This is a genomic window from Deferrisoma sp. (assembly GCF_054681715.1).
In genome coordinates this window covers 1-22,989 of sequence record NZ_BAAHFQ010000027.1, presented here as the reverse complement: position 1 = coordinate 22,989, position 22,989 = coordinate 1, and the positions used below count along the sequence as shown (strand labels likewise).

Sequence of the window (22,989 nt, the reverse complement as noted above, 5' to 3'; positions counted from 1 at the left end):
CTGCTCGGGTGAACCCAGGGCAAGGCCTGGGGCGCGTTGAGCCGCTGGCGCGCGGCCACAACCCTGGCCGGCGACGGACGACCAACGACCCGAAGCGAAGCGAGGAGCCGCTATGGCGTTACAGGGCAAGCTAATCGGCGCCGGCCTGGGCTGGCTCTTGGGAGGGCCCCTCGGGGCCGTGATCGGGGGCGTGATCGGCCACTACGTGAAGGACGCCCCCTTGGGCGAGGGGACCGGTCCGGCCGAGGACCCCCGGGTGCGCCAGCAGCAGGAGGAGCTCTACTTCGTGGCGAGCCTCGTGGGCATCCTCACGGCCATGCTCCACGCCGACGGCGAGGTGAAGCGCGAGGAGGTTCGCACGATCCGGCGGTTCTTCGAGGAGCGGCTGGGCTACCGGGGCGAATCGCTGGAGATCGTGCGGGATCTCATCAAGCAGTTCCTGCGGGAGGGGGTGGACCTCGACGCGCTGTGCCGCGACGTGGCGGCCCGGTGCGACTACGCGACCCGCCTCCTCCTGGTGGAGTGCCTGATCGACGTGGCCCGGGCCGACGGTCAGGTGCACCCGGCCGAGGAGGCGGTGCTCCGCCGGGCCCTGGCCGGCCTCGGGGTGAACCCGGCCGACGTGGCGGGCCTTCGGGCTACGGCCACGGGGGGGGACGGCCGCCGGCCCTACGAGGTGCTCGGCGTGGCGCCCGACGCCTCCGAAGAGGAGATCAAGCGGGCGTACCGGGAGCTCGCCAAGAAGTACCACCCCGACCGGGTGGCCCACCTGGGCGAGGAGTTCCGGGAGCTCGCCCACCGCAAGTTCCTCGAGATTCAGCAGGCCTACGACGCCATTCGCTCGGCCCGGGGGTTCTAGCCGGACGAGACGGCGCCGGCAAGGCCGCTCCGGGACCCGGTTCGTTCCCGTCCGGGAGTCCACCTCCCCTTCGGTTCCCCCCCGGCTCGTCCCGGATCCGGGTGCGGCCGAGGTCTTTCCCCCCAGGTCCGGTCTGGCCCGGATCCTCCCCGGGTTTCCCAAGGGACGGATGATCCCTCGCCCCCTTTCGTGACTTCTCCTGTTTCTTGGCTCGGGTTGTAACATTTTTCTCAAGCCCGCCCGGCGCCGGGCCGATGAAGGGGTGGATCGCCGCTTCGTTCCCCCAACCCTTTCTCGTCGGGAGGTGTTCCATGCGCAAACGTTGGATGCTGTTGGCGAGCGTACTGAGCCTCGTCCCCGGATTGGCCCTGGCCGCGCCGCTCCAGATCTGGGGCTCGACCACGTGCCAGAAGCGGTTCCTGGAACCGGGGGCCAAGGCGTTGGAAAAGGCCACGGGCGTCAGGATCAAGGTGCTCGGGGTCGGCACCGGCAAGGGCCTGATCGGGCTCATCCAGGGCAAGTGCAAGGTGAGCGCGGCGAGCGAGGACCTGGACGGGGCCATCAAGTCGGCCCAAAAAGCGGCCAAAAAGGCGGGGAAGTCCATCGAGATCCCGGACAACCTCGTGTACCACGAGCTCTTTCGCGACACCATCGTGCCGATCGTCCACAAGGACAACCCCATCGAGTCGCTCACCTTCGAGCAACTCAAGGCCATCAACACCGGAAAGATCACCAACTGGAAGGAACTGGGGGGCCCCGACCTGCCGATCCGTGTGGTCACAAGCCACGCCGGCAGCGCCACGCGGGCGGTGTTTCAGAAGATCGTGATGAACAAGGAGCCCTATGTGGACGGAGCCGTGGAGGTGAAGAGCACCCGGGACGAGATCAACGAGGTCTCGAAGTACAAGGGCGCCATCGGCGCGGTGAGCGAGGGGTTTTTCCTCCAAAACCCCGGTAAGGCGAAGGTCGTGAAGACGGACCCGATCTCCCGGCCCCTGGGGCTCATCACCGTGGGCGAGCCGGCGCCCGAGGTCCAGAAGGTGATCGATTTCTTCCGGTCCGACGAGGGCAAGAAGCACTTCAACTAAACCCCGGCGTGGGGCCCCCGGGGGGATGGCTCCGGGGGCCATCGGCCGCGCTGGGAGGGGAGGTTCCCTCATGCGTCTCGGTCTGCGCTGGAAGTTGGTCGGGTTCCCGGCCCTGGTGTTTGCAGCCGCGATCGCGGGGCTCGGGGCCTGGGTGTACGGGGCGTTTCGCGAGGCCCAAACGCGGCAAGCCGAGTCGCGGCTCGTCGAGGTGTCGAACCTGTTCCAGCGGGTGGTCGAGGACCGCATGGCCGCCGCCACCTCCGCCATGAAAATGACGGTGGTGCAGCAGGCGCTCTACGACGGCTTCTTCGGCGGGCTCACCGAGGACTTCGAGTTCCTGAAGGCGTTCCTCCAGCAGACCCGGAAGCTGGCCGGGGTGGACGACGTCGTGGTCCATTTCGACACCGGCGAGGTGATGCTGCGGGCGGCCTCGGACAAGCGGGGCGACACGCCCCCCTACTGGAGTTGGGCCAAGGCGATCCTGGACGCCCCGCCCGTGACCGATCGGACGACCCAGTTGGACGGGATCGTGTTGCAGCAGGTGCGCGTGGCGGACGACGGGGCCACACTGCTCGTGGCCGGCCCGGTGCTCGACGTGGAAACCGTGGTGGGGGTGGTGGTGTTCGTAAAACGCCTCGATCAGGCGTTTCTCACCGCACAACAGTCGTTTTTCGCGGACGGAACGGAGCTCTTGATCGCCTCGGGCGGGCGGGTTCTCGCGGCCACGGCGCCCGGCATCGCGCCCGGCCAAGCCCGCGGAGGCGGTGTGTCGCTCCAGAAGGTCGGGGGCCGGCTCCTGGCCGTGAGGCTCCAGCCGGTACCGGGCCAACCCGTCGAGCTCGGTCTGGCCCTGGACGTGACGGCGGCAGAGGCGGCCCGGAAGCGGCTCGCCTGGGGCGTCGTGGGCGGGTTCGGGGCGGTGTTGGTCGGCGTGTTGGCCATCGTCGCGTGGGGAGCCGGCCGGGTGGTGGCCACAGCCAAAGGGCTTGCCCAGAGCGCGCAGCGAATGGCGGAGGGGGACCTTTCCACGTCGCCCGCGGTGCGAGGCACGGACGAGTTGGCCGTACTGGGCCGGGCGTTCGGCGGGATGGTGGGCCGGTTGCGGGAGATCGCGGGGGAGTTGAAGCGGGTGGCCGCCCAAACCCATGGGGAGGCCGGTCGGATTTCGTCGTCGGCCCAGACCTTGGACGAGGCCGCCCGAAACCAGCGCGACCAGATCAACCAGGCGGCCTCGGCCCTGGAGGAGATCTCGGCCACCGTGGGGGTGGTGGCGCAACATGCCGCCGAGGCCGCCACCGCGACCCAGTCGGCGAGCGCCGTGGCCCAGACCGGCCGGGACCGGGTGGCGGAGCTCGTCGAGGGGGTCGATCGGTTGGCGGGCAGGATCGAGGAGGCCGCCCGGATCGTCCAGGGCCTGGGTCGCCGGGGGGAGGAGATCGGCGAGATCATCCAGGTGATCGAGGACATCGCCGACCAGACGAACCTCCTGGCCTTGAACGCCGCCATCGAGGCGGCCCGCGCCGGGGAGCACGGCCGGGGGTTCGCGGTGGTGGCCGACGAGGTGAGGAAACTCGCCGAAAAAACGGGGAAGGCCACGGCCCAGATCGGGGAGAGGATCCGGGCGATCCAGGACGAGACCCGCCACACGGTGGACACGATGGAAGCCGGGGCGGCCGAGGCCCGGAGTGTCTCCGGGGCGGGGGCCGATGCGGGCCAGGCCCTGGAGGAGATCGTGGCCGCGTCCGGCCAGGCGGCCGCGATGGTGGAACAGATCGCCACGGCCGCGGAGGAGCTCTCGGTCACCGCGACCCAGATGGTGTCCACGGTGGAGACGCTCTCGAGGGCCACCGAGAACACGGCCGACTCCGCGTCCGAGGTCCGGGAGGCCGGGGAACGCCTGGCCCAGGTGTCCGAGGCCCTAACCCGGACGACGGCCTGGTTCCGGGAGGGCGGGGAGGACTGATACCAAGCTGCGTTCAAACCGACACCCATCCCGGGGGCCCGGCAAGGGGCCTGGTTCCGGCCGTGCGTGAGTGCGGCATCCGGCTTACGCTGCATCCGGCACTCAGCCCGGCGGCTCCAGGAACGGCGGAAACGCGAACGTTGGCGAGCCACTGGTGGGCTCACGGCGAGGGAGACACCGGCTGAATGCCGGATGCAGCGACTGTAGGAGCCACGCCCGGCGCTCCACCAGGCCCCTTGCCGGGCCGAATCAGGAAACGGTAGTGTTGAACGCAACTTGGTATGAGGCACCGTAGGCCGCCTGCCGCGCGGGGGAGAACTTCTCGATGGCCGGGGAGGCCTCCGCGTAGCCGGGGGCCCCCCTCGCCCTTCGCGGCTTGCGCTTGACCTCCGGGGGCGACTCTCCTATCCTTCCGGGTTCTTTATCCCCCACCCCTCGATCCCCCCATCCCGGAGGCGCCATGCTCGAGGAAACCATCCCCTACGGACTCACCTTCGACGACGTGCTCCTCCTTCCGGCCGAGTCGGCCGTGCTGCCCGACCAGGTGGACGTCTCCACCTGGCTCACCCCCAAGATCCGGCTCAAGATCCCGCTTCTGAGCGCGGCCATGGACACCGTGACCGAGGCCCGCACGGCCATCGCCATGGCCCAGGAGGGCGGCATCGGCATCATCCACCGAAACCTCACGGTGGAGGAGCAGGTGGCCGAGGTGGACAAGGTCAAGAAGTCCGAGGCCGGGATGATCGTGGACCCGATCACGATGCGGCCCGACCAGAAGGTGGCCGAGGCCCTGGAGCTCATGGCCCGGTACCGGATCAGCGGGGTGCCGATCACCGACGAGGAGGGGCACCTGGTGGGCATCCTCACGAACCGGGATCTGCGGTTTGAAAAGAACCTGGAGCGGCCCGTGCGGGAGGTGATGACCCGGGAGAACCTGGTGACCGTGCCGCCGGGGACCACCCTGGAGCAGGCCAAGGACCTCCTCCACGAGCACCGGATCGAGAAACTGCCCGTGGTGGACGAGCACTACGTGCTCCGGGGCCTCATCACGATCAAGGACATCGAGAAGGCCCGCAAATACCCGAACTCCTGCAAGGACGACATGGGCCGGCTGCGGGTGGGGGCGGCGGTGGGGGTGGGGGCGGACCGGGACGAGCGGGTGGCGGCGCTCCTGGCCCACGGGTGTGACGTGATCGCGGTGGACACGGCCCACGGCCACTCCAAGATGGTTCTCCAGGCCGTGGAGGCCATCAAGCGCCAGTGGCCCGACGCCCAGGTCATCGCCGGGAACGTGGCCACGGCCGAGGGCGCCGAGGCCCTGATCCGGGCCGGGGCGGACGCCGTGAAGGTCGGGGTGGGGCCGGGGTCGATCTGCACCACCCGGGTGGTGGCCGGCGCCGGGGTGCCCCAGGTCACGGCCGTGGCAGAGGCCTCGCGGGTGGCCGACCGGTACGGGATCCCGGTGATCGCCGACGGCGGGGTGAAGTACTCGGGCGACATCACCAAGGCCATCGCGGCCGGGGCGTCGTCGGTCATGATCGGGAGCCTCCTGGCGGGCACCGAGGAGAGCCCGGGGGAGCTCATCCTGTACCAGGGCCGCTCGTACAAGGTGTACCGGGGCATGGGGTCGCTCGGGGCCATGAAGAAGGGCAGCCGCGACCGCTACTTCCAGGGCGTGCGCGACGAGTCGGAGCTCGTGCCCGAGGGCATCGAGGGCCGGGTGCCGTACCGGGGTCCCCTGTCGGCCAACGTGCTGCAGCTCGTGGGGGGGCTCCGGGCCGGCATGGGGTACACCGGGTGCGCCACGATCGAGGAACTCCGGAAGAAGGCCCGGTTCGTCCGGATCACCCCGGCGGGGCTCCGGGAGAGCCACGTCCACGACGTGATCATCACGAAGGAGGCCCCCAACTACCGGGTGGAGCCCGCGTAGGCGGCCCCGGCCGGGGAAAGGACGCGAGCGTTGCGCCACGACCAGAAGATTCTGATCCTCGATTTCGGGTCCCAGTACACCCAGTTGATCGCCCGCCGGATCCGCGAGAGCCGGGTGTACTGCGAGATCCACCCCTGCACCGTGCCCCTGGAGCGGGTGCGGGAGTTCCGGCCCCAGGGCATCGTGCTCTCGGGCGGGCCCTCGAGCGTGTACGACCCCGACGCCCCCAAGGTGCCGAAGGAGATCTTCGACCTGGGGGTGCCGGTGCTCGGCATCTGCTACGGCATGCAGCTCATGACCCATCTGCTGGGCGGCCGGGTGGCCCGGGGCCTCAAGCGGGAGTACGGGCTTGCGCACATCACGGTGGACGAACCCCGGGGCCCCCTGACCGGGTTCGAGCCCGGAGAGACGGTGCCGGTCTGGATGAGCCACGCCGACCGGATCGAGGAGATGCCCCCGGGGTTCCGGGCCCTCGCCCACACCGAGAACAGCCCGGTGGCCGCGATGGGCCACGGGGAGAAGCCCTGGTTCGGGGTGCAGTTCCACCCCGAGGTGGTCCACACGCCCCGGGGCACCGAGATGCTCGAGGCGTTCCTGTTCGACGTGTGCGGGTGCGAACCCACCTGGACCATGGGGTCGTTCATCGAGGCCGCGGTTCGGGACATCCGCGAGACCGTGGGCGATGGCAAGGTCATCTGCGCCCTGTCGGGCGGGGTGGACTCCTCGGTGGTGGCGCTCCTGCTCCACCGGGCCATCGGCGACCAGCTCACCTGCATCTTCGTGGACAACGGGCTCCTGCGAAAGGGCGAGGCCGAGAAGGTGGTCCGCACGTTCCGGGACCACTTCCACCTGAACCTGCTCGCCGTGGACGCCGCCGACCTCTTTCTCGAGAAGCTCCAGGGGGTCACCGACCCCGAGCAGAAGCGAAAGATCATCGGCAACGAGTTCATCTACCTGTTCGAGCGCGAGGCCCGGAAGCTCGGCGACGTGAAGTTCCTGGCCCAGGGTACCCTCTACCCCGACGTGATCGAGAGCGTCTCGTTCAAGGGCCCCTCGGCCACGATCAAGAGCCACCACAACGTGGGGGGCCTGCCGGAGCGCATGAACCTGAAGCTCGTGGAACCGCTGCGGGAGCTCTTCAAGGACGAGGTGCGGGAGGTGGGCCGGGAGTTGGGGCTTCCGGAGGAGATCATCGAGCGCCACCCGTTCCCCGGGCCGGGGCTCGCCATTCGGGTCCTGGGTGAGGTCACCCGCGACCGGCTCGAGATCCTGCGGGAGGCCGACGCGATCGTGCGCGAGGAGATCCACCGCGAGGGCCTGCATCGCAGCGTGTGGCAGGCGTTCTGCGTGCTCCTGCCGGTGAAGACCGTCGGGGTCATGGGCGACGAGCGCACCTACGAGCACGTGGTGGCCGTCCGGTCGGTGAACTCGGTGGACGGCATGACGGCCGACTGGTCGCGGCTGCCCTACGAGCTCCTGGGCCGCATCTCGAACCGGATCATCAACGAGGTGGACGGCGTGAACCGGGTGGTGTACGACATCTCCTCGAAGCCGCCGGCCACCATCGAGTGGGAGTAGGCGGTGGCCCAGGGGCTGGTGCTCGTGGTGTCGGCGCCGTCGGGGGCGGGGAAATCCACCCTGATCCGGCGGCTGCGCGATGCGATGCCGGAGCTCGGCTACAGCGTGTCCCACACCACCCGGCCGCCCCGGCCCGGGGAGCGCGACGGGGTGGACTACCACTTCGTGGACCAGGCCACCTTTGAGGCCATGCGCGACCGCGGGGAGTTCGCCGAGTGGGCCGAGGTCCACGGCAACCTCTACGGCACGGCGCTCACCGAGCTGCGGGCGGCGGCCGAGGCGGGCCGGGACATCGTGCTCGACATCGACGTGCAGGGGGCGCTCCAGGTGGCCGAACGGCTGCCCGACGCGGTGCTGGTGTTCGTGCTGCCGCCGTCGTGGGAGGAGCTTCGCCGCCGGCTCGTGGAGCGGGGCCAGGACAGCCCCGAGGTGATCGAGCGCCGGCTCGCGAACGCCCGAAGCGAGGTGGCGGTGGCGCCGCGGTACCATTACGTGGTAGTGAACGACGACGTGGACCGCTGCCTGGGGGACCTGGTGGCCGTGGTCCGGGCCGAGCGCTGCCGGCCGGCCCGCCGCCGGGAGGCCCTGGAGCGCCTCCTTGGGCCCGGCCCAGCGGCCGATCCGGGGGGACAGTGAGTTTCGGCGTCCCAGCCTTCTAGCTTTCCAGCTTCCCAGCCGTAAGGAGTCACACGATGGCACGCGTTACCGTAGAAGACTGCCTGGAAAAGGTCCCGAACCGCTTCGAGCTCGCGATGGCCGCGGCCCAACGGGTGAGGCAGTTGCTCGAGGGAGCCCCCCCGCTGGTGGACACGAAGAACAAGATCGTGGTCACGGCCCTCCGGGAGATCGCCGAGGGCAAGGTGACCGTGCGCATGCGCCAGATCCCCCGCCGGGCCCGGTAGGGCCCCGGGCGGGGCCCGGCCCGCGACCCGATGCACCGGATTGCCGAACTCCTCGAAGCGGTCGAGCAGCGCCACCCGGACGCCAACCTGGACCTCATCCGGAAGGCCTACCTCTTCGCGGCCCGGGCCCACGGGGGAGCCGACACCAGTTCCCAGGATCCCACCCTCCGCCATTCCGTCGCCGTCGCCCAGAACCTAGCCGAGCTCAACCTCGACGAGGTCACCGTAGCCTGCGGCCTGCTCCACGACGTGGTGGAGGAGGCCGTGAGCGACCTGGACCAGGTGCGCGCCCACTTCGGGGAAGAGGTGGCCTCGGTGCTCCAGGGGCTCGCTCGGATCGCCAGGGTCCGGTACACCTCCCGCAAAAAGGAGCAGGCCGAGCGGTTCCGGCGGCTCATCCTCGCCATGGCCCAGGACGTGCGGGTCGTTCTGGTGAAGCTGGCCGACCGGCTCCAGGTGATGCGGACCCTGGAGGCCCGGCCTGGCCCCGAGCGCGTCGCGCTGGCCCAGGAAACCCTCGACATCTACGCGCCGCTTGCGAACCGGCTCGGGATCCACCGCCTGAAGAGCGAGCTCGAGGACCTGGGCCTGCGGTTCGCCCATCCCGAGGTGTGGGCCGAGCTCGAAGAGGGGGTCCGCCGCCGGCTAGCCGAGAGGGAGGCGTACATCCAGGACGTAAAGGTCCGGTTGGAGCAGTTGCTCCAGCGCCACGGGTTCGCCGGCCGGGTGAGCGGCCGGCCGAAGCATCTGTTTTCCGTGTACCGGAAGATGCAGGACCAGGGGATTCCGCTGGAGAAGGTGTACGACCTGGTGGCCTTCCGGATCATCACCGGCACGGTGCAGGACTGCTACGCCATCCTGGGGGCGATCCACGCCGAGTGGAAGCCCGTGCCGGGCCGGTTCAAGGACTACATCGCGCTGCCGAAGCCCAACCTGTACCAGTCGCTCCACACCACGGTCATCGGGCCGGGCGGCCACCCCATGGAGGTGCAGATCCGCACGGAGGAGATGCACCGGATCGCCGAGGAGGGCATCGCGGCCCACTGGCGCTACAAGGAGAAGCGCTCCGAGGCCGATCCCATGGACCGGGTGTTCGAGTGGCTCCGAAAGCTCGTGGACGCCCACAAGGAGATCCAGGATCCCCAGGACTTCCTGGAGAGCGTGAAGGGCGACTGGTTCCCCGAGGTGGTGTACGTGTTCACCCCGGCCGGCGACCTGATGGAGCTGCCCAGGGGGGCCACCCCGGTGGACTTCGCCTACGCCATCCACTCCAAGGTGGGGGAGCAGTGCGTGGGGGCCAAGGTGAACGGCCGCATGGTCCCCCTGAGCCACGAGTTGCGAAACGGCGACCAGGTGGAGATCATCACCTCCAAGCACCACACCCCGAGCCCCGACTGGCTCGAGTTCGTAAAGACCAATCGGGCCCGGGCGAAGATCCGGGCCTGGATCAAGGCGCAGCAGCGGGTCCGTTCGGCCGAGCTGGGCCGGGAGATCTGCGAACGGGAGTTCCGTAAGGCCGACAAGAGCCTCTCCAAGGCCCTGAAATCCGGGGAGATGGACGAGGCGGCCAAGGCGTTTGGGCTCAACAAGGCCGAGGAGCTTCTCGAGGCCGTGGGGTACGGGAAGATCTCGGCGCGTCAGATCCTGGGGAAACTCTACCCCGAGCTCGAGGAGAAGGAGGCCCCGCCCAAGCGGCCCCGAAAGCCTCCCCGCACAACGAGCGGCATCGTGATCCGGGGAGTGGGCGACGCGATGGTGCGGTTCGCCCGGTGTTGCCACCCCCTTCCCGGCGACCGCGTCGTCGGGTTCGTGACCCGGGGCCAGGGCATGACGGTGCACACGGCCGACTGCCCCAACGTGCGCCGCCTCGATCCGGAACGCACCGTGGCGGTGGAGTGGGCGGGCAAGAAGGGGGCGGTGCACCCGGTGAAGATTCGGGTGGACTGCCTCGACCGCAAGGGGATCCTGGCGGAGATCACGAACCTCCTGGCCGAGCACGACATCAACGTGGCCCGGGCCCAGGTGAACACCTGGGCCGCGGGCCAGGCCGTGTGCCGGTTCGAGATCCTGGTGGAGGACCTGGACCGGCTCCAGCGGGTCCTGAACGCGATCCTCTCGGTCAAGGGCGTCCACCGGGTCACCCGGGTGAAGACGTAGGGCGGCCGGTCGGCTGGGAAGCTGGGAAGCTGGAAGGCTGGGAGGCTGGGAGGCTGGGAGGCTGGGAAGCCCCGAAGCGGCGGTGGCGTGACCTTGGCGGCCGGAAGCTCCGGTAGGCCGCGGCGCGCGGCCTGTTTGCAAAAACAGTAACTTCCGCGTCAGTTGAGCGGCGAACCACAGACGCTTGGACCACGGGACCGGAGACCGAAGACTGGGGACCGTAGACCGAAGTGATCCGGAAGAAGTCGCGAGGGGGGCGCCGCCGGAAACCCCCGAGGGGTGCCGAGCAACCAATCGATTCACGATTCACCCCAGTCGAGCCTCCTAGCCTCCTAGCCTCCTAGCGTCCTAGCCTTCCAGCGTTCTAGCCTTCCAGCGGGCCGAAGGCCCCCCCCACAGGAGGTGACCCCATGAAGCGAATCGTCTCGACCGACCAGGCGCCCAGGGCGATCGGGCCCTACAGCCAGGCCGTGGTGGCCGGAGGGTTCGTGTTTTGCTCGGGGCAGATTCCCCTCGACCCGGAAACCGGCGAGATGGTGGCCGGAGACATCCGGGCCCAGACCCGCCGGGTGCTCGAGAACCTGAGGGCGGTCCTCGAGGCGGCCGGAAGCGGCCTGGAGCGGGTGGTGAAGACCACGGTGTTCCTGGCCGACATGGGGGATTTCGCGGCCATGAACGAGGTGTACGCCGGGTTCTTCCCCGACCGACCGCCGGCCCGGGCCGCCGTGGCGGTGGCGGCGCTGCCCAAGGGCGCCCGGGTGGAGATCGAGGCCGTGGCCCTGGCGGGCGACGGGCCGGGCCTGGAACCGGTCGACCTCGTGCGGTAGGAGGGACGGGTTTCCCGATTTTTTTGTGACTTTTGGCCTCGCGGGGCATCTCAAGGGTTCGGCGGGTGTGCCTCGGCCCCTGCCGGAAACCGGGATGCCCCTTTTTTCTTGCGCTTCGGGAGGAGTGAGCCATGGCAAAACGAATCGTCGTGATCGGGGGGGTGGCCGCCGGGCCCAAGGCCGCGGCCCGGGCCCGGCGGCTCGACCCCACCGCCGAGATCACCGTGGTGGAGCGGGATGCCCGGGCCAGTTACGGCGCCTGCGGGTTCCCGTACTACGTGGGCGGGAGCGTGGGCCGGATCGAGGAGCTCATGGAAACCCCCTCGGGCGTCGTGCGGGACGAACGGTTCTTCGGCCAGGTCAAGGACATCCGCCTCCTCACCCGCACCGAGGCCGTGGAGATCCGGCGGGAGGCCCGGGAGGTGGTGGTGCGACACCTCGATTCGGGCGAGACCCGCACGCTGCCCTACGACCGGCTCGTCCTGGCCACCGGCGCCGAGGCGGCCCGCCCCCCGATCCCGGGGCTCGACGTCTCCAACGTGTTCTTCCTCAAGACCTACGAGGACGCCCGGCGGTTCCGCGCGGCCCTCGACCAGATCGCCGATCTCCTCAAGGAACGGGACCTCTCCGGAGAGCGGTCCGCCCGGCCGCTGCGGGTGGGGGTGATCGGGGCGGGCTTGATCGGGCTCGAGATCGCCGAGGCCCTGCGGGAGCGCGGCGAGGACGTGACGGTGGTGGAGCGGCTGCCCCAGGTGCTTCCCAACGTGGATCCCGAGGTGGCCGCCCACCTCGAGGCCCACGCCCTCCGCAAGGGGATCCGGGTCCTCACCGACACGGCGGTTTCGGAGGTGGTCACCGAGGGGGACCGGGCCGTGGCGCTTCGCCTGCCGGCCGAGACCGTACCGGTGGACCTGGTGCTCGTGGCCACCGGGGTCCGGCCCCAGGTGGCCCTGGCCCGGGCGGCGGGCCTGGAGATCGGCCCCACCGGGGCCATCCGGGTGGACGAGCACCTTCGCACCTCGGACCCGGCGATCTATGCCGCCGGCGACTGCGCCGAGAAACGCCACCTGGTCACCGGAAAACCGTGCTGGATTCCCCTGGGGTCCACGGCCAACAAGGAGGGGCGGGTCGCCGGCACCAACGCGGTGCTCGGAGACGTGGACGCCTTCCCCGGGGTGGACGGCTCCCTCGTGATGCGGTTTTTCGAGCTCACGGTGGCCCGCACGGGGCTGGGGGAGGCCGAGGCCGCCGGAGCCGGGTTCGACCCCGTGGCGGCGATCGTGGTGGGGTCGGACAAGCCCCATTTCATGCCCGGATCCGCCCCGATGATGCTCAAGCTCATCGCCGACCGGAAGACCCGCAGGGTGCTGGGGGTGCAGGGCGTCGGCCGGGGCGACGTGGCCCGCCGGGTGGACGCGGCCGTGGCCGCCGTGACCTCCGGGATGACCCTGGAGCAGGTGGCGAACCTGGACCTGGTGTACGCGCCCCCCTACGCGCCGCCCATGGACCTCCTGGTGGTGGCGGCCAACACGGTCCGGAACGTCCTGGACGGCCTGGCCCGGGGCGTGCGGCCCGAGGAGGTCCTCCGGTGGCGCCGGGAGGGCCGGCCGCACGACCTGGTAGACGTCCGAAGCCCGGCCGAGCACGAGGCCCTGCCCTTCGACGCCGCGAAGCTGGTTCCCCTGGGCCAGTTGCGGGCCCGGGCGGGCGAGCTGCCCAAGGACCGGCCCGTGGTGCTGGTGTGCAAGTTCGGGCTTCGGGGTTACGAGGGGCAGCGCATCCTGGAGGGGCTGGGGTTCGAGAACATCTCGTTCCTGGAGGGGGGGGTGGTGGGATGGCCCTATGAAACGTCGGACGGCTGAGCCGGACGGGATGTTCGGCCTTCTACGGGCGCGGCTGGATGTGCGGCTTGCCGCGGCGGGCCACCGGGACGTCGGGGTTCGGGTCGAAACCGCCCCGGAGCGCTGGCCCGGCATCGCGTGCCTCGGCCCCGTGCCGGCCCGGTTCGTGCTGCGTGCTCGGGTGGGGGAGGCCGAGGGGTTTTGCGTGTCGACCCTGGCGGTCCGATATGAAGGTCCCCTCGGGGACCTCGCCCACCGGCCGGCCGAGGTCCCGGCGGAACGGGCGAGGCTTCTGGCGGCGATCAACGCCTACCTGGCCTGGCGCCGGGAACTGGTGGTTGCCCCCCGCCTGTGCTCGGTGGCCGGAACCGCGGCCTGCGCGGCGCAGTTCGCCGAGCGCTACGGTCCCGGGGGCGAGCCCCCGTGCGCGTGCCTCGTGGGAACCCACAGTTGCCTCTACGAGGCCCTTTCGACCGTTCGACCGCTGATCTGCCTGGGGGAACGTTCGGCCCTGACGGACCTCCCCGAGGCGGTCGGGCGGTGCCGCACGGTGCTGGTGGGCGCCGGGGGACTCGTGCAGGGCGTGTGGGATCGGGTGGGGCCCCGGCTCGCGCCGGGCACCCGCGTGGTGGCCTACGGTGTGGGGATCGCGGGCGCGGCCCGCCTGCTCGGGTGGGAGCACCACTGCCCGGAGGCCTGAGGGCCGCGGCTCGGAAGCTCCCCAGGCCCCCTTCGTGGCCCCGCTACGCAGGACAATAACGCGCGTGGCGGGGCCCCGGTGTGGGAGCGCCTTCCAAGGCGCGACCCGGGCCGCGAGGCCCGAAAGAAAGGGCGTCGCGGCTTGGAAGCCGCTCCCACAGGTTGGGAATCCGCTGGCGCTGGAAGCCCAAAGGATTCTGGCATCCTAGCGTCCCAGCCTCCTAGCGTCCTAGCGGGAGGTTACTTGGAGGGGATCTTGGGATCAGCGATTCCGGTGGAATCCGCAGGTGGAATCCGAGAGAATCCCCGCCGCCTAGCCGCCTAGCCGCCTCGCACGACGTTCTTCGGGAACCCCGGGGCCGGTGGCTCCGCCGGGTCCCGCGTTGTTTGGTTTCCCATTCCAATCCAGGAGGAGTCCCATGCACCAGACGCTCAGGGGGAACGAAGGCATCCGGATGCTCTACGACATGACGAAGGAGGAGCTCATCCGGATGCTCATCGACGACGCCAAGAACTGGCTCGCCCACGACGGCCTGTGGTTTCAGGCCGTGGAACGGGCCCACGGCATGGAGGCCGCCATCGAGGCCGACCGGGAGGCCTGGCGCACCTTCACCGTGATCGAGGCCCGTCGGATCATGGAGCGGCTCGGCATGGAACCGGGCGGCGGCATCCCGGCCCTCGTGGAGTGTTTGAAGCACCGGTTCTACGCCCGGCTGAACCTCCAGGAGACGATCGAGGTCACCGACACGCGGGCCGTGTTCCGGATGCTCGACTGCCGGGTCCAGTCGGCCCGGAAACGAAAGGGGCTTCCGGACTTCCCCTGCAAGTCCGTGGGCATCGTGGAATATTCGGAGTTCGCCCGGGCCGTGGATCCTCGCATCCGCACCCGCTGCATCGCCTGCCCGCCGGACGAGCACCCCGACGAGTTCTGGTGCGCCTGGGAGTTCACCCTGGAGCCCGGGTCTGGCGAAACCCCTTAGCGGCCGGCCAAATCCCCGACCCGGCCGGCCCGTCGCCCCCCGGAAACGCCAGCGGGGCGACTTTCCGCAGAGGGGCTGCGCGGGTAAACTGACCCCGGGAAACTCGCAGCATCGCGCTTCCGTCGGGGTGTCGCGCATGGGACGTGCCGTTCGTTGTGGGATCGTTTGGGGGGTGCTTCTGATGTGGGCCCGGCTTGCCGCGGGGCACGAGCTCGCCCAACCTCCGGGGCCCCGGCTCGGGGTGTTCCGGCAGGTGGTGGGGGAGCTCCGGTCCGTGGAGGTGAAGCCGGGGGACACCCTGATCGGGATCGCCTCGCGCGTGGGGGTGCCCTGGAAGACCCTGGCCGCGGAGAACGGGATCGAGCGGGCCGACCGGATCTACCCGGGCCAGCGCCTCGCCGTGGACACGAGGCGGGTGGTGCCGGCCGTGCTGGACGACGGCTGGGTCATCAACGTGCCCGAGGCCACGCTCTACGTGTTCGAGGGGAAGCAGGTGACGGCCCGGTACCCCGTGGGCTTGGGCCGGCCCGCCCGGCCGACGCCCCTCGGGTCGTTCACGATCCTGTTCCGGGAGGAGGACCCGACCTGGGACGTGCCGCCGTCGATCCAGGAGGAGATGCGGCGGGAGGGCCTTCTGGTACGCCAGCGGGTGCCGCCCGGACCGGACAACCCCCTCGGCCGGTACTGGATCCAGCTCTCCCTCTGGGGATACGGCATCCACGGCACGCCGTTCGGGACTTCGGTGGGGCAGTTCCTGAGCCACGGGTGCATCCGGGCCCGGGACGGGGACATCGACGAGCTCTATGGGCGGGCGACCCAGGGGTTGCGGGTGGACATCGTGTACCTGCCGGTGAAGGTCGCCGTGACCCCCGACGGGGAGGTGTGGGCCGAGGCCCACCCGGACGTCTACGGGTTGGGGACCCCGTCCCGAGAGGAGGTATGGGCCGCCCTGGAGCGGGAGGGAGCCGCCGGTGCGGTCGATCCCGGGGCCCTCGACGCCGTGTTGGCGGCGAAAGACGGGGTGGCGCGGCGGGTGGGGAGCCTGCCCAAGGAAAACGGGATGTCCGATCCGGCGGAAGGCGCGGACGGGTTCGCCCGTTGGTCGTGCCTCGACTGCCCTCCGGACGCCCGACGCCGGGTCACGTTCCAGATCGAGGCCCAGGTCCCGATCGACCTGCCCAATCCCTACCCCATCGAGGTCCGCGACGACACCGGCCGGGTGGTGTTCCGGCCCCAGATGGTGGCCCAGTCCATGGTGCATCTGGAGCCGGGAGAATCCCGAAACTTCGTCTGGGAGGTCCGCGACACCCTGGGCCAGCCCCTTCCCCCGGGCAGCTACCGGGCCGTGATCCGGTACTTCCCGTCGAACGGGGGCGAGGCGAGGGAGCTCAGCCTGCCCCTGTGGGTGGGGAAGTGAAGGCGGTCGGGGGGTAGGCTAGGCGGCGGGGCCGGCGAGCAGGGCGTCGGCGAAACGGGCCAGGGCCTCCCGGGTGGCGGGGGCCCCGAGGTGTTTCTTTTTGATCGCCAGGGTTGAGCGCACCTCCACGCCGAGGCGTTCGAGCCGCCGCCGGTAGCCTTCGAGGTAGCGCTCCTGATCCCACCCGCCGCAGGTGACCAGGAGCCCGGTGGGGGGGAGGGTCTTTGAGACCCGGGCGAGAAACGCGTTCACCGGTGGGTGGGAGAACGTCCATTTGGGGAACGCGACCACCGCGCGAGAAACCTCGGTGGGCCCCGTGCCCCCGGGCCGCACGGGAAACCGGCTCCCGGGCACGAACGACAGCGCGAGCCACAGGGGGTAGGGCAGGTCCCAGCGGGGTCGGATCTCCCCGGCGCGCACCTCGGCCCCCCGGTCCTCGAGGATCCCGCGCAGCATCTCCACGGCGCGTCGGGTCGTGCCCGTGCGGGAGTGCCAGTACAGGCCCACCGTCACGGACCGGCCGCTCCTTCCCCTCGGCGCCAGAGTTCGTACCAGTAGAACGCCGCCAGCACGTGGGCGTGGGTGATCTCCCCTGCGGCGATCATCCGGGGCACGTCGACCACAGACGCGAGCGCCACCCGGAGGTCCTCGCCGGCGTCGGGCGCCGGGTCCCCCACCCGCACGCAGCCCAAGGCCAGGTAGGTGTGGCACCGGTTGTTCTGGAGGGCCGGTTGGGCGTCCACCGAGCCCAGGTGGACCACGGTGCCGGCCCGGTACCCGGTTTCCTCCTCGAGTTCCCGCGCCGCGGCCGCGGCCGGGTCCTCCCCGTCGTCCACGAGCCCCCCGGGAATCTCCACCGTGACCCGCTTGACCCCGTGGCGGTACTGGCGCACCAGCACCACCTGCCCCTCGGGGGTGAGCGGGATCACGTTCACCCAGTCCCCGGTTTCCAGAACGAAAAAGTCGTGAAGCGCCCCGGTGCGGGGGCTGCGGGCCCGCTCCCGCACCAGGCGAAAGATGCGAAAGTCCCCTTCCAGGGTCTTCTCCACGAGGGGCCAGGGCTTGGGCAAGGCGGCCTCCTTGGGGTCAGGTCTCCTGCCAGCGGCGGTAGAGTTGGTGCTCGACGTCCAGCTGTTCTAACACTTTTCCCACGGTGTGGTCGACGATCTCCTCGATCGTGGTGGGGCGGTGGTAGAAGGCCACCATGGGGGGCACGATCGCGGCGCCGAGATCCGCGGCCTTCGCCAGGAGCTCCAGGTGCCCCTTGTGGAGCGGCGTCTCCCTCGGCACGAGCACCAGGGGCCGCTTCTCCTTGAGGGTCACGTCGGCCGCCCGGGCGATCAGGTTGTGGGCGAACGAGTGGGCCACGGCCGACAGGGTCTTCATGGAACACGGCACGATCGCCATGCCGTCGGTGGGCACCGACCCGCTGGCGATGGGAGCGGCCAGGTCGTCGGGGTCGTAGGCCCGGTCGGCCAGGGCCTCCACGGCCTCCGGGGCCCACTCCGTTTCGAGCACCAGGGTCTCCCGGGCCGCGCGGGAAAGGATGAGGTGGGTCTGGACGTCGGGCATCTCCCGCAACACCTGGAGGAGCCGAACGCCGTAGATCACCCCGCTTGCACCGGTGATGCCGATCACGAATCTACGCATGGCCCATTCCTTCCGTGTTCCGGTTCGGCGGCATACCGCGGTACACAATGGGGCGCGCCCGGGCCCCGGTCAAGCCGGCGCGGGGTCCGGTTTTAGCGAGACTCAAGTTTTTTAGCGTTGCTGAAGTCGGGGGCGGGTGCTAGGATGCCGCACCCTGCGGGGGTGGACCTCTTTTCCACGTCCAACACGAAAGGGAGGAAGACCATGGCGCGCAACAAGATCACGGTGGTGGGGGCAGGATTCGTGGGGGCCACCGCGGCCCACTGGGCGGCCGCCAAGGAGCTCGGCGACGTGGTGCTCGTCGACATCGTGGAGGGGGTGCCCCAGGGCAAGGCCCTGGATCTTCTGGAGGCCAGCCCGGTCGAGGGGTTCAACGTGAACGTCGTGGGCACGAACGGCTACGACGAAACCGCCGGCTCCGACGTGGTCATCATCACCGCCGGGCTCCCCCGCAAGCCGGGCATGAGCCGCGACGACCTTCTCCTCAAGAACTTCGAGATCGTCAAGAGCGTCACCGAACAGGTGGCCCCCCGGTCGCCCAACGCGGTGATCATCGTGGTGTCGAACCCGCTCGACGCCATGGCCTACACGGCGCTCAAGGTGAGCGGGTTCCCCAAGGAGCGGGTGGTGGGGATGGCCGGCATCCTCGACACGGCTCGGTTCCGCACCTTTGTGAGCCTGGAGCTCGGGGTGAGCGTGGAGGACGTGCAGGCCTTCGTGCTGGGCGGCCACGGCGACTCCATGGTGCCCCTGGCCCGGTACTGCAGCGTGGGGGGCATCCCGCTCCAGTCGCTCCTGCCCCCGGAGCGGATCGAGGCGCTGATCGACCGCACCCGGAACGGCGGGGCCGAGATCGTGAACTACCTGAAGACCGGGAGCGCGTTTTTTGCCCCGTCGGCCTCGGCGGTGCAGATGGCCGAGGCGATCCTCAAGGACCAGAAGCGGGTGCTCCCCTGCGCCGCGTACCTCGAGGGTGAGTACGGGTACCAGGGCATCTACCTGGGGGTTCCGGTGCTCCTCGGGGAGAAGGGCGTGGAGAAGATCTTCGAGATCGACCTGACCCCCGACGAGAAGGCCGCCCTGGACCGGTCGGCCTCGGCCGTAGAGGGGCTGGTCGAGAAGCTGCCCCTCTAGGTCCCCAAAGGGCGCCCCGGCCCGGGGTTTGCGGACCGGGGCGCCGAGCGTTCGGCCATGTCCCTTCGGGCCCTTCGCACCCTGGTCGCCATCGCGCGGAAGGGAAGCTTTGCGGCCGCCGCCGAGCAGGTGGGGCTCAGCCAGGCCGCGGTGAGCCTCCAGATGAAGGCCCTGGAGGAGGAGCTCGGGGTGGAACTCTTCGACCGCTCCGGCGGCCGGCCGAGGCTCAACGCCGCCGGGCGGCTGGCCCTGGAGCGGGCCGAGGAGATCCTGGCCCTCTACGAGGGCCTCAAGGTCCAGCTCAACCCCGAGGGAAGCCTTCCGGGGGCCCTGGTCCTGGGGGTGATTCCCTCGGCCCTCACCGGGCCGGTGCCCCGGGCCCTGGCCGCGCTCAAGGGGGAGTACTCCCAACTCCAGATCCGGGTCCATTCCGGGATCTCGGATGCCCTGGCGCCCCGGGTGGAGGAGGGGGACCTGGAGGCGGCCCTGATCAGCGAGCCCCCCTACGCCCCGCCGGCCCACTGCGAATGGAGGGGCTACGACGAAGAGCCGTTTTACGTGGTGGCTCCCCCCCACATGGAGGGCGACGACGACGCCGAATGGTTCCGGGGGCTCCCCTTCGTCCGGTTCGACAAGACCGCCTGGACCGGGGCCATGGTGGAAGGGCAGCTCATGGCCCGGGGCATCCGGCCCCGGGACGTGATCGAGCTCGACAGCCTGGAGGCGGTGCTGAGCCTCGTCGAGCAGGGCCTTGGCGTCGCCGTGATCCCCCTGAACCGGACGCGGCTGGTCTCGGTGGGCCGGCGGTTCCGGATTCTGCCCTTCGGGAGCCCCCAGTTGGTCCGCCGGGTGGGGGTGTACGAGCGGCGCCGCCACCCGGCTCGCCCGCTGACGGATTTCCTGCTTTCGATCCTGCGAGATCTGTGTGGATCGTAAGATTGGCTTAAGTCAACGTTAAAAACTTCCAACTTTTCTTTAAGCTGAACCGCTGTTAGGATGCCACGGGTTCACGAACCGAGAAGCGAGCCGTGCCGGCGGGAGAAGGGCTGAGAATGCGCGACGTCCCCGTGCAAGCGATCACCGAGACCGTGCGGCGCCTGTGCGTGGAGGCCAACACCCGGTTGGGCGACGACGTGGTCCGGGCCTTCGAACGGTTCCGGGACACGGAGGAGAGCCCCACGGGCCGCGACGTCCTGGAGCAACTCCTGGAGAACGCCCGGATTGCCCGGGACGAGGGGCTCCCCCTGTGCCAGGACACGGGGTTCGCCGTGGTGTTCGTGGACCTGGGGCAGGACGTCCACCTCGTGGGGGGCGACCTCTACGAAGCCGTAAACGAGGGGGTCCGCCGGGGCTACGAGGAGGGGTATCTGCGAAAGTCCATCGTGGCCGACCCCCTGCGCCGCAAGAACACGGGGGACAACACCCCGGCCGTCGTGCACGTGCGGGTCGTACCCGGCGACCGGGTGCGGATCACGTTTGCGCCCAAGGGGGGCGGCAGCGAGAACATGAGCGGCATCGCCATGCTCAAGCCCGCCGACGGGGTCGAGGGGGTGAAGCGGTTCGTGGTGGAGCGGGTGCGGGAAGCCGGCCCGAACCCCTGCCCCCCCACCATCGTGGGGGTCGGGATCGGCGGCACCTTCGAGGTGGCGGCGCTTCTGGCGAAGCGGGCGCTCCTCAGGCCCGGGGGCGAGCCGAACCCCGACCCGTTCTACGCCGACCTGGAGCGGGAGCTCCTGGGGCGGATCAACGCCCTGGGCATCGGGCCCGCCGGCCTCGGGGGCACCACCACCAGCCTGGCCGTCCACATCGAGGCCCACCCCTGCCACATCGCGAGCCTGCCCGTGGCGGTGAACATCCAGTGCCACTCCGCCCGCCACAAAGAGGCGGAGATCTAAGGGAGGGCCGGGCCATGAGCGAACCGATCCGACTGACCCCGCCCCTCACCGACGCCGACGTGGAACGGCTCCGGGCCGGAGACCGGGTGCTCCTCACGGGCACGGTGTACACCGCCCGCGACGCGGCCCACGCCCGGCTCGTGGCGTTGATCGAGAAGGGGGAGCCCCTGCCCTTCGATCTCCGGGGGCAGATCATCTACTTCGTCGGGCCCACCCCGGCCCCCCCGGGCCGCCCCATCGGCTCGGCCGGCCCCACGACGTCGTACCGCATGGACCCGTACAGCCCGGTGCTCGTGGCCCACGGGCTCAAGGGCATGATCGGCAAGGGCAAGCGCTCGGCCGAGGTGAAGGAAGCCCTCAAAAAGCACAAGGCCGTCTATTTCGGCGCCGTGGGCGGGGCGGCCGCGCTGATCTCCAAGCGGATCCGCTCGGCCGAGATCGTGGCCTATGAGGACCTGGGGCCCGAGGCGATCCGGAGGCTCGAGGTGGAGGACTTCCCCGTGGTCGTGGTGAACGACGCCCACGGCGGAGACCTCTACGAAGAGGGCCGCAAGCGGTACGGGAAGGGCGGCTAGGAGGCTGGAAAGCTGGAAGGCTAGAAGGCTGGAAGGCAGCCGGGAAAGCCCCCTCCCTCCAGGGGAGGGGGACTCGGTGCCGCCCCGCGGCACCCCCACGGAATGCCCTCTCCCCCGCGGGGGGAGAGGGTCGGGGTCAGGGGGCCGGGTGCCGGGAAAGAAGGGTTGTCGCGGCTTGGGCCAAGGGACCGGCGACCGTGGACCGAAGTTTTGGTACTGAGCCTGCCAGCGGCGGAGGCTCGGCCGGGAGACCAAACCATGCGCGTTCGGATCGAAACCGAAAAGATCAGGAACGACCGGATCCGGAAGATCGAGGAGGTGGCCGCGCAGAGCGTGTACCGCTGCTACCAGTGCGGCAAGTGCTCGGCCGCCTGCCCGGCCACCCCCGAGATGGACATGCTGCCGAACCAGGTGATCCGGTACCTCCAGTTGGGGCTCGAGGAGAAGGTGCTCGAGGCCAACACCCCGTGGATCTGCGCCTCGTGCCTCCAGTGCCGGGCCGTGTGCCCCAAGGGGGTGGATCTGGCCCGGATCATGGAGGCCGTGCGGATGCTCCAGATCCGCAAGGGCAAGAGCGAGATCCAGCTCCAGAAGCTCCCGCCCGAGTACCTCCAGCGGGTGCCCCAGATCCTGCTCATCAGCGCGGCCCGCAAGTTCGTGCCCCTGAGCTGACCGGAGCTTGCGATGAATCTCACGTATTTTCCCGGCTGCACCCTGTATACCAAGGCCAAGTCGTTCGACGAAGCCGCGAAACGGGCGGGAGAACGCCTCGGGTTCACCCTGGAGGAGATGCCCTACTGGACCTGCTGCGGCGCCACGTTCCCGCTGGCCGAGGACTACGACATGGCCCTGGCCTCCCCGACCCGGGTACTGGCCCGGGCCCGGAAGGCCTCGGAGAAGCTGGTGACCCTTTGCGCCGTGTGCCACAACGTGCTCAAGCGCACGAACCACGTGATGCAGACGAACCCCGAGCGGCGAAAGAAGGTCACCGACTTCATCGAGGAGGAGTACGCGGGCGACCTCTCCGTGCTCCATTACCTGGAGGTGCTCCGGGACGAGATCGGGTTCGACGCCCTGGCCCAGAAGGTCTCGCGCCGGCTCGAGGGGCTCCGGGTGGCGCCCTTCTACGGGTGCCTCCTCCTTCGGCCCAAGGCCGAGATGCAGATGGACGATCCCGACCGGCCCCGGATCTTCGAGGACCTGATTGCGGCGCTGGGCGCCGAGCCCGTGGACTACCCCATGAAGAGCGAGTGCTGCGGGGCGTTCCAGGTGGTCCACTCCGACGCCATGGCCACCCGGTGCTCCCGGGAGATCCTGGCATCGGCCAAGGGGCGGGGGGCCGACCTCGTGGTGACGGCGTGCCCCCTGTGCCAGTTCAACCTGGACGACCGGCAGGGCGAGATGGCCAAGGCCGACAAATCGTTCCGGGGCCTCCCGGTGCTCTACTTCACGGAGCTCCTGGCCCTGGCCCTGGGCGAGGGGCTGGAGCTCCTG

At 70.1% G+C, this 22,989-nt stretch carries 22 protein-coding genes; 19 read left to right on the top strand and 3 right to left on the bottom strand.

Features of this window, described 5'->3' with window-relative positions; genetic code table 11:
* Window positions 1-112 precede the first annotated feature (112 nt).
* From ACY0I8_RS06380 to ACY0I8_RS06320, 13 genes are all read left to right on the top strand, one after another.
* Entirely contained in the window at window positions 113-859 is a 747-nt protein-coding gene (locus tag ACY0I8_RS06380) for a TerB family tellurite resistance protein (RefSeq protein WP_461394094.1), read from the top strand.
* Window positions 860-1,170: 311 nt separating this feature from the next.
* The gene (locus ACY0I8_RS06375) at window positions 1,171-1,947 is read left to right on the top strand and encodes a substrate-binding domain-containing protein (RefSeq protein WP_461394093.1); all 777 of its coding nucleotides are present in this window, start codon (window positions 1,171-1,173) and stop codon (window positions 1,945-1,947) included.
* A gap of 70 nt (window positions 1,948-2,017) precedes the next feature.
* Window positions 2,018-3,910 carry a methyl-accepting chemotaxis protein gene (locus ACY0I8_RS06370; RefSeq protein WP_461394092.1) on the top strand — a complete coding sequence of 631 codons (1,893 nt, stop codon included), beginning with the start codon at window positions 2,018-2,020 and terminating at the stop codon, window positions 3,908-3,910.
* A 460-nt stretch (window positions 3,911-4,370) separates the two neighbouring features.
* On the top strand, window positions 4,371-5,840 hold the full coding sequence (gene guaB / locus ACY0I8_RS06365) for an IMP dehydrogenase (RefSeq protein ID WP_461394091.1): 1,470 nt from the start codon (window positions 4,371-4,373) through the stop codon (window positions 5,838-5,840).
* A 30-nt stretch (window positions 5,841-5,870) separates the two neighbouring features.
* Complete coding sequence (guaA, locus tag ACY0I8_RS06360) at window positions 5,871-7,418, top strand: glutamine-hydrolyzing GMP synthase (protein WP_461394090.1); 1,548 nt, start codon at window positions 5,871-5,873, stop codon at window positions 7,416-7,418.
* A gap of 3 nt (window positions 7,419-7,421) precedes the next feature.
* Window positions 7,422-8,054: a guanylate kinase gene (gene gmk, locus ACY0I8_RS06355; RefSeq protein WP_461394089.1), complete on the top strand. Its 633-nt coding sequence runs from the start codon at window positions 7,422-7,424 to the stop codon at window positions 8,052-8,054.
* A gap of 56 nt (window positions 8,055-8,110) precedes the next feature.
* Window positions 8,111-8,320, top strand: coding sequence for a DNA-directed RNA polymerase subunit omega (gene rpoZ, locus ACY0I8_RS06350; RefSeq protein ID WP_459940837.1), 210 nt, complete (start codon window positions 8,111-8,113; stop codon window positions 8,318-8,320).
* A 30-nt stretch (window positions 8,321-8,350) separates the two neighbouring features.
* A complete protein-coding gene (locus ACY0I8_RS06345; RefSeq protein ID WP_461394088.1) occupies window positions 8,351-10,477 on the top strand; it encodes a RelA/SpoT family protein in 2,127 nt (708 codons plus the stop codon).
* A gap of 410 nt (window positions 10,478-10,887) precedes the next feature.
* Complete coding sequence (locus ACY0I8_RS06340) at window positions 10,888-11,304, top strand: RidA family protein (RefSeq protein ID WP_461394087.1); 417 nt, start codon at window positions 10,888-10,890, stop codon at window positions 11,302-11,304.
* Window positions 11,305-11,435: 131 nt separating this feature from the next.
* Window positions 11,436-13,166: an FAD-dependent oxidoreductase gene (locus ACY0I8_RS06335; protein WP_461394086.1), complete on the top strand. Its 1,731-nt coding sequence runs from the start codon at window positions 11,436-11,438 to the stop codon at window positions 13,164-13,166.
* Window positions 13,167-13,176: 10 nt separating this feature from the next.
* Window positions 13,177-13,845, top strand: a complete 669-nt coding sequence (locus tag ACY0I8_RS06330; RefSeq protein WP_461394085.1) for a hypothetical protein — start codon at window positions 13,177-13,179, stop codon at window positions 13,843-13,845.
* A 418-nt stretch (window positions 13,846-14,263) separates the two neighbouring features.
* Complete coding sequence (locus tag ACY0I8_RS06325; protein ID WP_459940842.1) at window positions 14,264-14,824, top strand: DUF6125 family protein; 561 nt, start codon at window positions 14,264-14,266, stop codon at window positions 14,822-14,824.
* A gap of 181 nt (window positions 14,825-15,005) precedes the next feature.
* Window positions 15,006-16,241, top strand: a complete 1,236-nt coding sequence (locus tag ACY0I8_RS06320) for a L,D-transpeptidase family protein (protein WP_461394084.1) — start codon at window positions 15,006-15,008, stop codon at window positions 16,239-16,241.
* A gap of 18 nt (window positions 16,242-16,259) precedes the next feature.
* Here ACY0I8_RS06320 and ACY0I8_RS06315 read toward each other — a convergent pair whose 3' ends face one another.
* Genes ACY0I8_RS06315 through ACY0I8_RS06305 form a run of 3 tightly spaced genes read right to left on the bottom strand, consistent with a single transcriptional unit; the run spans window position 16,260 to window position 17,891 of the window.
* A complete protein-coding gene (locus ACY0I8_RS06315) occupies window positions 16,260-16,754 on the bottom strand; it encodes a hypothetical protein (RefSeq protein ID WP_461394083.1) in 495 nt (164 codons plus the stop codon).
* On the bottom strand, window positions 16,751-17,311 hold the full coding sequence (locus ACY0I8_RS06310) for an NUDIX hydrolase (RefSeq protein WP_461394082.1): 561 nt from the start codon (window positions 17,309-17,311) through the stop codon (window positions 16,751-16,753). Before ACY0I8_RS06310 ends, ACY0I8_RS06315 begins: the two co-directional genes overlap by 4 nt.
* A gap of 16 nt (window positions 17,312-17,327) precedes the next feature.
* Window positions 17,328-17,891 (bottom strand): UbiX family flavin prenyltransferase, encoded by a 564-nt coding sequence (locus tag ACY0I8_RS06305; RefSeq protein WP_461394081.1) that lies wholly within the window; start codon window positions 17,889-17,891, stop codon window positions 17,328-17,330.
* Between the two features lie 204 nt (window positions 17,892-18,095).
* Between ACY0I8_RS06305 and mdh the strand changes: the two genes are divergently transcribed.
* From mdh to ACY0I8_RS06275, 6 genes are all read left to right on the top strand, one after another.
* Entirely contained in the window at window positions 18,096-19,025 is a 930-nt protein-coding gene (mdh, locus tag ACY0I8_RS06300; RefSeq protein ID WP_461394080.1) for a malate dehydrogenase, read from the top strand.
* Window positions 19,026-19,082: 57 nt separating this feature from the next.
* Window positions 19,083-19,961: a LysR family transcriptional regulator gene (locus ACY0I8_RS06295; RefSeq protein ID WP_461394079.1), complete on the top strand. Its 879-nt coding sequence runs from the start codon at window positions 19,083-19,085 to the stop codon at window positions 19,959-19,961.
* A 116-nt stretch (window positions 19,962-20,077) separates the two neighbouring features.
* Entirely contained in the window at window positions 20,078-20,920 is an 843-nt protein-coding gene (locus ACY0I8_RS06290; RefSeq protein WP_461394078.1) for a fumarate hydratase, read from the top strand.
* A gap of 14 nt (window positions 20,921-20,934) precedes the next feature.
* On the top strand, window positions 20,935-21,495 hold the full coding sequence (locus tag ACY0I8_RS06285; RefSeq protein WP_461394077.1) for a Fe-S-containing hydro-lyase: 561 nt from the start codon (window positions 20,935-20,937) through the stop codon (window positions 21,493-21,495).
* Between the two features lie 258 nt (window positions 21,496-21,753).
* Complete coding sequence (locus tag ACY0I8_RS06280) at window positions 21,754-22,167, top strand: 4Fe-4S dicluster domain-containing protein (protein ID WP_459940851.1); 414 nt, start codon at window positions 21,754-21,756, stop codon at window positions 22,165-22,167.
* 12 nt (window positions 22,168-22,179) lie between these two features.
* On the top strand, window positions 22,180-22,989 hold an 810-nt coding region (locus tag ACY0I8_RS06275; protein WP_461394076.1), incomplete at its 3' end, for a CoB--CoM heterodisulfide reductase iron-sulfur subunit B family protein.